Here is a 7,435-nt window from a genome sequence, read left to right on the forward strand (position 1 = left end):
CGCCGTCGGCTCGCTGCCCGGTATCTGCTCGATGGTGGTGTCGCTCATCTGGCGTCTCCTTGATCATCGGATCCGCCGTTCATTGAACACTCCCCTTCCTGGAGCTGGCCGTTCACCAGGACCTTGCCCAGCACGCCGCCGCCGAGGCCGACCGCCTCGAACGAGCCCTGCAGCACCTGCTCGCCCACACCACCCCAGCCCATCTCATCGCGGCCGTCGGGCACTGCCTGACCCGCACCTCCGGAGCCGCGCCGTGCTGAACCCGACCGACGAACAGGCCGCCGCAGCCGACGCCTTCCATGCCGGCGAACACCTGTCCCTGCAAGCCGGCGCGGGCACCGGCAAGACCACCACCCTGACCCAGCTCGCCCACGCCACCCAGCGCCGCGGCCGCTACCTCGCCTACAACCGGGCCATCGCCCAGGACGCCACCAGGCGCTTCCCCAAAAGCGTCTTGTGCAAGACCGCCCACGCACTGGCCTACGCCGCCGTCGGCCACCGCTACACCAGCCGCCTGGGCGCCCCCCGCCGCCCCGCCTGGCAGACCGGCCAAGCCCTCGGCATCACCAAAGCCATCCGTGTCGGCGACCGCGACCTGTCCCAAAAGACCCTCTCCTATGTCACCCTGCGAACCGTGGCCCGCTTCTGCCACACGGCCGACGCGACGATCACCCGCCACCACGTCCCCCAGCTGCGCGGCCTGGAAGAGCCCAGCCTGCACGCAGAACTCGCCGCCCACCTCGTCCCGTTCGCCCGCAAGGCGTGGCTGGACCTGCAGCACCCCGACGAGGGCGCCGTCCGCTTCGACCACGACCACTACCTCAAGATCTGGGCCCTCACCCAGCCGAAGATCGACGCCGACTTCCTGCTCCTGGACGAGGCCCAGGACACCAACCCCGTCGTCGAGAAGATCTTCCTCACCCAACGCGACCACGCCCAGCTGGTCATGGTCGGCGACTCCGCCCAGGCCATCTACCACTGGCGCGGCGCCAAAGACGTCATGGCCGGCTTCGACGGCACCCAGCTCGCCCTGTCCCGGTCCTTCCGCTTCGGCCCCCGCCTCGCTGAGGAAGCCAACCGCTGGCTGCACCTGGCCGACGCCCCCATCCGTCTCACCGGCGCCGACGCCGTGCCCACCGAACTCGGCCCCGTCACCCGGCCCGACGCGGTCCTGTGCCGTACCAACGTCGGCGCCATGGCCCAGGTCATGGAGCTGCTGTCCGACGGACACCGGGTGGCGCTGGCCGGGGGAGGAGACAGCCTGCGCGATCTGGCCCTGGCAGCCCGCGACCTCAAAGAAGGACGCCGCACCACCCACCCCGAACTGGTGCTGTTCACCACCTGGGGCGATCTGCAGGACTACGCCGCCTACGACCCCGCCGGCCGCGATCTGCAACCCCTGGTCGACCTGGTCGACACCCACGGCGCGGACGCCATCCTGGCCGCCGTGGCGCATCTCGCGCCCGAAGACCAGGCCGAGGTAACCGTCTCCACCGCGCACAAGGCCAAAGGCCGGGAATGGGCACAGGTGAAGATCGCCGACGACTTCACCCCACCCTCCGACGGGCCGCCGGACGGCACGGGGCAGGAAACCGTCCGCCGGATCGACGAAAAAGAGGCCTGCTTGGCCTACGTAGCCGTCACCCGTACCCGGCGCCGCCTCGACATCGGCGGCCTGTCCTGGATCAACGAGCATCCGCAAGGGACATCGGCCGGTCCTCTGCCACCGTGGTGATGCCCAGGGCGGGTTCCGGGCCTTTTGGAGCCTCCGCTGGGAAGATGCACGGGGAGCAGCGTTACGGATTGCAAGGGACGGGCGGCTGCCCTGTCGGTGACGGCGCAGGCGAGAAGCCCTCAATGGCAGCCCGCTGTCCACAGACGGCCCCCGGCAGGCTTCTTGAGCTATGGACATCAGCTCGCCGGGCATCGCCCGGAACAACAAGAAGACGCCGCGCTGCGAACGCCACGACGCCCTCCTCCAGGCCGAGGAGCTCACCGAGTTCGCGGCCCGGTTCCCGGCCGGCCACCAGGCGCAGATGGCGTTCCTCCTGGCCAACTACGCCGGCAACGCCTCCCTGGTCGCCGCGCTCTTGGGCACTGGAGTGCGTACGGTGCGCCGCCACTGCCGTGGGTGGACGCCACCGCCCGGGCTCCGGCTGCGCCGGGCCCTGCACCGCCGTGTCGTGGACCTCGTGTGCCCGCGGTGCCTGTCCGATCGTGCGGTGGAACAGGCGCGCCAGGCGAATCGGGAAGCCCGGCGCGTGGCCCGACGGCTTCCGCGTGATCCCGGCGGCATGGATCGCTGACACACCGGGTGCCCGAGAACCTTCAGCTCCCTCAGAACACTGAAAGCTTTTCTGCATTGATGATAGTGAAAAGCTGATTTAGATGCGAAAGTTGCATGGATTCAGGTAAGATGGTGGCATGGGATTGCGCTTGGAGGAGTCGCTGCGGCTGACGGTGGCCGCGTTGATGCAGGTGACGGGTGAATCGCAGCGGTCGGTCGCAGGGGTGCTGGGACTGACGCAGACACAGGTGTCGCGCCGGCAGTCGGGCACCATCTCCTGGAGCCTGCGCGACGTCGACGTCCTGGCCGAGCACTACGGCATCGGCGCGCTGGATCTCCTGGCGGGTCCGACCAGAGCGTGCGAGGCGCTGCCCGCCGACAGGCGCCGTACCGCGCGGACCGAAGCGAGGGGGACGGGCCGGTGAGCGACTTCGACGCGATCGACTCGCTACTTGACGCCGTCGGCCCCCAGGCCGAACTCCCGCCCTGCCACGTGCGCCGCGAGCTGCGGGAGCGGGCTCGGCTGTCCAAGGCACAGGTGGCACGCGCGCTCGGCGTGAGCCCCTCAACCCTCAGCGGATGGGAAAGCGGTCGGGACCCGGCCGGCGAGATCCGCACCAAATACGCCTACCTGCTGGACGGGCTGAACGCCAAGCTCGCCACCGAGACCGAGACCGAGACCGAGACCGAGGCGGCGCCGGCTGCGGAGCAGCCCGTCACGTCAGGCACGGCCGCGACTGTCACCCCTTTGTCTTCGCTCGACCTCGGCCAGGACGAGGAAGGGGACGACGTGGAGCTGCTCGTCGCCCCTGAGCCCTGTGTGCTGTGCGGCCGTCCCGCCGGACAACGCGTGGCGGGGTTCGCTCAGCACCTGACCCCGGCCGACTGCCAGCCCACCGCCACCGGGGCCTCAGCTGCCCCGCCAGCCGGGCAGCCCACCGCGCACACCTCGAAGGCGCCGCTGCGCACGACACGTCCGGCGCGTGCGACGGAGCATTCCAAGGGCCCGGCCCGCCACGTGTTCCAGGAGACGTCCGGCCCGGTCGACCTGATCCGCGAGGCCGTGCAGGGCACGCTCGCCGAGCACCAGGGCGACGTCGACGCAGCCACGGCGGCGCTGGTGAAGCGGGCCATCCCGGACGCGATGCGACTGCTGGACGAGACCCGTAAGGGCGCTCGCTACGACATGATCGCGCACCCCTGGATCCCCGACATCCTCAAGAAGCAGACCGCGCGCGGCGCGGACCAGATCTGGGAAGCCCGCCCCAAGTGGACCCGCCACGAACTCCCGCCCGGCCGGCATCAGGTGACCGCGCTCGACATCAACGGCGCCTACCTCTCCGCCCTCAAGACGCACCTCCCCCTGGGCCAGCTCGAGCACTCCACCGGCCTCGCCCACGACCGCCGCCGCTCCGGAGTCCACCTGATCACCCCGCCCGAGTGGGAGCACGAGGCGGTGCTGCCCAACCCGATCGGCCAGCGGGACGAGCCCGGCCCCCTGTGGGTCACCGAGCCGACGCTCCGCCTCCTGCTGCGCCTGTCCGGCCCCAAGCACCAGCTGTGCGAGCCTCCTCAGATCCACGAGTCGTACACCTCCGGGGCCACGGAGAACCTGCTGGAGAAGTTCCGTATCGCCCTGAAGGACGCCCGCGACACGGCGATCGAGCAGGGCGACAGGGTGACGCTGGAGTACGTGAAGGCGATGTACTCGAAGTTCGTCTCCACCATGGGGGAGTCGAACTACAACCGGGAGCTCTACCGCCCGGACTGGATGCACCTTATCCGCAGCCAGGCCTTCGCCAACCTCTGGCTCAAGGCACTCAAGGCCCATGACGAGGGCCTGGCCGTCGTCCGGGCGATGGGCACCGACGAACTCCACGTCATCGGTGACTGGCGCCGTGTCTTCGCCGAAGGCCGAGCTGTTACCGAGGTCAAGGTCAAGGACACGTACACCGCCGGAACCGACGACGCTGAGCACGAAGGCGAGGGGGAGTAGTGCCGGAGAAGAACATCGACTTCGGGAGGTTCGGCGCCCGGGGCATCAAGGGCAGCGACGCCGTCGCGCGCAAACTCGATGAACTCGCGGGCGGCATCGCCACTCCCGTGACCGCCAAGCGCGGCTGGATGGCGCGCCTGCACTACCTGACGAAGTCGACCCAGACCCTGAAGGCCGCGCAGGACGCCGGACTCACCGTGACCCACCGGACGCTGAAGGCCTGGCTGGAGGGCAAACGCCGCCCCTCCAAGACCAGCCTGGAACGCATCGACCAGGCGTACCGGACGGTGCGCCGGCACAACGTCGCCCGCCATCTCCTCAGACGCCTCAACCGCGACGGACGCGGCACCCGGGTGGAGATCCACCCGCTCAACCAGTCCCAGGTGCCGCAGCAGTTGCAGCGCGTGGTGGAGTACCGGACGATGAACGTGCGCCGCTGGGACCGCATCGTCGGCTCCTGGGCGGCCGGCGACCACCAGAGCCTCGACGCAGCGTGGCAGGACACGATCGTCGACCTCGGCTCGCAGTGGGGCCAGTACGAGTACGTCACCAACGTCGGCTTTGCCGCATAGAGCCCTGCTCTATGAACTGCAGACTCGTAAGCGCTCGCGAGCCACTCACCTGCGGCATCCGAATGGGTAAGCAGTGCTGACGATGTAGTTCGTCGACGGATCATGAGCAATCTGGTTGCAGCAGTTCAGCTGCTTCAGGGTAAGAGCGCTGTCCTGAATCGGCTCGCTTGTCTGGGCCTTCGGAGCGAGAAGGCGCTCAGCGGCTGGCGGCCAGATTCACGGCCGTCTCTTTGATCAGTTCGCGGACTAGAAGAAGCGCCTGGTCACACATCTGCAGTACATCCTGTTGAGCGCGGATCTTCGTCAGTGGCTTGGTCGTGCTCTGACCGACGTTCTCCATGTCGAGCCGGTGTGCAACATCGTTCCTGGCAGTAAAAAAGGCATCGAGGGCGGCAAACCGCGCCTTCGGGATTTGCTGGTTGGAAATGCCCAGCGAAGCGCCAGCGCGGTCACGGAGATCGCTACTTCCTTGGAAACTCGCCTTCGTCTTGCTCACGACGTAGAGGTCGAGCAGTGCGACACCAGGATCCTGCTCCTTCAGTGCTGCCAGGAAGTCCTCGTCTACGTGGGGAGCTTTGGTCTGCTGCTCGATGAAGGTCTCGTACTTGAGTCTCGGGGTACCTGGTTGGGCGATCAGTACCGGCACTGAGTGATGAATCAGCGCCTGAACCGTGGCGTCCAGCCCGGCGGAAGTGAACACGATGGCCGCCCGCAGGAGGTCTTGGGCGTCGGAGTGCAGGCGCCCACGCGTCGTCCTGTTATGTTGCGCCGCGCGTGTCCGGCGAACCAGATGAAGCGTGTCGAACAGGCCGGAGACGCTATCGTGGGTGCTCCGCAGCCGCCACCAGGCAGGTACGATCTCAGGGGCTTTGTAGGGTCGGTTCCCCAGGGGAGTGAGGACGAGCCTGGTGAGGTTCCCAGGCTCTTCAGGGGCCTCCGCGACTGCCTTGGCCGTCTCCGCAGTGACTGCGACGCTGAGACTTGGCAGCGTCACCTCCGCTGTAGCAATGACAGCGCCTGGCTTCGCGGCTGCTGCCTCTTCCGGCTCGGCAGGTTCAGCATCCATGGATCCCCTCACGACGGCGTCGATCACCTCAGTGAACACCACCAAGGCTCCCCGCACGCCAGCTATTGCTCACGAACTGGTGATTTGCTTGCACAGTGCTCGTGATCACGCGGAATTGCTTACGAAGTCGTGGAACCTACACCTGCACCGGAACGTGGTCTTCGGCGGCTGCTGGGATGACGTACGGTGGGGGATACCGACGCGGGGTGGAGCAGCTCGGTAGCTCGCTGGGCTCATAACCCAGAGGTCGCAGGTTCAAATCCTGTCCCCGCTACTGCTGAAGAGGCCCGGATCTACACGATCCGGGCTCTTTCGTGTTCCTGGCACGAGCCCACGTCTGACTCTTGCCCGGCAGGGAGCCCGGCCGTCCTTGCTGCCTGACCGAGGTGATCGATCCCAGGCCGTTCTCGCTGGACGCTCTGCGGCGAACGGAGGAGTCGTCGGTGACGGTGCGCGGATCGCAGTGGCTGGCGTCTGCCTACGGTGCAGGGTCGCCATGTGCGCGGTCCGCGCTGGGATCCCGCAGCACGTCCTGGTCTGCACAAAAGCCGGTCTGCGCATAACCGTCACCGAGCCGCCGTGCCGTGCGGGACCTGCGCCGTGGTCCACCTGGCCGCGGCATGCCAAGCGCAGGCCTGGTGTCTGGGGAACAGCAGTAGTTCTACCGGCGATCGGCGCCATAGCACTGTGGCAGGGATTGGGCGCGTTTTTGGAACGTTTGGACGAGGCGGCTGTGCCCCATCGGGTGGGATAGTCGGGGCCGCCGGGTGCGGCTGAAGTCGGATGAGGCAGGGTGAACGGCATGGTGACCTTGGCCAGCCCGTCGGTGGGCACGTCGGTACGCGCAGCCTCTGCGGCCCTGCTGGATCCGGCCGCACTGTCTGTCTCGCTCCAGCTGATGGGCAGCCAGGCGCTGCTGTTCTACCGGCTTGACGAGGAAGAATGCACACGCCGCGCCCGCGTCTCAGCGGCACGCCTCGACAGTCTTGATGCGCTGCAGACGCTTCTGGAGCTGCCCGTCGACGAGCCCGTTGCACTGGCGTCGCTGCCTGCACGGCTGCGTTCGGCGGTACGTCGGCTTCCGGCCGGTGCCGCCGACGTCGACCGCTGTGAGGTCACCCGTCGCGCGGTGCGGCCGCTCACCGTTGATCTCGCCGTGGTGCGGGCAAGCGCCGCGGGCTGGCGCGGAGGACTCGAGCAAGCCGGCCGTTTCGCCCCCTTCTGCCGACGCGCCCTGTTGCTGGACAGCGCTCCACCGGCGCCTGAGGAGAAGCTGATGGAAGCCGCCTTCTACGGCATCGGCGTCCTGGTGGCCGACGGCGAGAGCGTGGACCTGCTGCTGGAACCCCGGCCCTACACCCCGCGCCGCCATACCCCGGCGGCATGGTGCTTCATCGAGGAGTTCCACCACCGCATCGGCTAGGGTCTGTTGCGAAAGTGCTGGTCACAGCCATTCGTTGATGGCCGCGACCAGCACGGTCGCTTCGTAGCGGACGGCGAGTTTGTCGTACCTG

Annotated in this window: 8 protein-coding genes and 1 tRNA gene; 7 read left to right on the forward strand and 2 right to left on the reverse strand. The window is 68.0% G+C overall.

What is annotated here, in order from left to right:
* Nucleotides 1-44: 44 nt before the first annotated feature.
* Complete coding sequence (locus ACH4VX_RS35425; protein WP_398373428.1) at nt 45-224, reverse strand: hypothetical protein; 180 nt, start codon at nt 222-224, stop codon at nt 45-47.
* Nucleotides 225-256: 32 nt separating this feature from the next.
* Here ACH4VX_RS35425 and ACH4VX_RS35430 point away from each other — a divergent pair, with 32 nt between their 5' ends.
* From ACH4VX_RS35430 to ACH4VX_RS35450, 5 genes are all read left to right on the forward strand, one after another.
* Nucleotides 257-1,735 carry a UvrD-helicase domain-containing protein gene (locus ACH4VX_RS35430; protein WP_398373438.1) on the forward strand — a complete coding sequence of 493 codons (1,479 nt, stop codon included), beginning with the start codon at nt 257-259 and terminating at the stop codon, nt 1,733-1,735.
* A gap of 169 nt (nt 1,736-1,904) precedes the next feature.
* Entirely contained in the window at nt 1,905-2,306 is a 402-nt protein-coding gene (locus tag ACH4VX_RS35435; protein ID WP_398373430.1) for a hypothetical protein, read from the forward strand.
* A 118-nt stretch (nt 2,307-2,424) separates the two neighbouring features.
* Nucleotides 2,425-2,712 (forward strand): helix-turn-helix domain-containing protein, encoded by a 288-nt coding sequence (locus ACH4VX_RS35440; protein WP_073729847.1) that lies wholly within the window; start codon nt 2,425-2,427, stop codon nt 2,710-2,712.
* On the forward strand, nt 2,709-4,283 hold the full coding sequence (locus tag ACH4VX_RS35445) for a helix-turn-helix domain-containing protein (RefSeq protein WP_398373432.1): 1,575 nt from the start codon (nt 2,709-2,711) through the stop codon (nt 4,281-4,283). The genes ACH4VX_RS35440 and ACH4VX_RS35445 overlap by 4 nt, the downstream gene beginning before the upstream one ends.
* On the forward strand, nt 4,283-4,855 hold the full coding sequence (locus ACH4VX_RS35450) for a transcriptional regulator (protein WP_355836607.1): 573 nt from the start codon (nt 4,283-4,285) through the stop codon (nt 4,853-4,855). Before ACH4VX_RS35445 ends, ACH4VX_RS35450 begins: the two co-directional genes overlap by 1 nt.
* Nucleotides 4,856-5,051: 196 nt before the next feature.
* Here the strand turns inward: ACH4VX_RS35450 and ACH4VX_RS35455 are convergent, their stop codons facing one another.
* Nucleotides 5,052-5,963: a hypothetical protein gene (locus ACH4VX_RS35455; RefSeq protein ID WP_398373434.1), complete on the reverse strand. Its 912-nt coding sequence runs from the start codon at nt 5,961-5,963 to the stop codon at nt 5,052-5,054.
* Nucleotides 5,964-6,121: 158 nt separating this feature from the next.
* Between ACH4VX_RS35455 and ACH4VX_RS35460 the strand changes: the two genes are divergently transcribed.
* Together ACH4VX_RS35460 and ACH4VX_RS35465 are read left to right on the forward strand one after the other, a co-directional pair.
* A tRNA-Met gene (locus ACH4VX_RS35460) sits at nt 6,122-6,195 on the forward strand.
* Nucleotides 6,196-6,714: 519 nt separating this feature from the next.
* The gene (locus ACH4VX_RS35465) at nt 6,715-7,344 is read left to right on the forward strand and encodes a hypothetical protein (protein WP_398373436.1); all 630 of its coding nucleotides are present in this window, start codon (nt 6,715-6,717) and stop codon (nt 7,342-7,344) included.
* Nucleotides 7,345-7,435 lie beyond the last annotated feature (91 nt).

The sequence above is a fragment of the Streptomyces sp. NPDC020731 genome (assembly GCF_044334705.1).
In the GTDB taxonomy this organism is placed as follows: domain Bacteria; phylum Actinomycetota; class Actinomycetes; order Streptomycetales; family Streptomycetaceae; genus Streptomyces.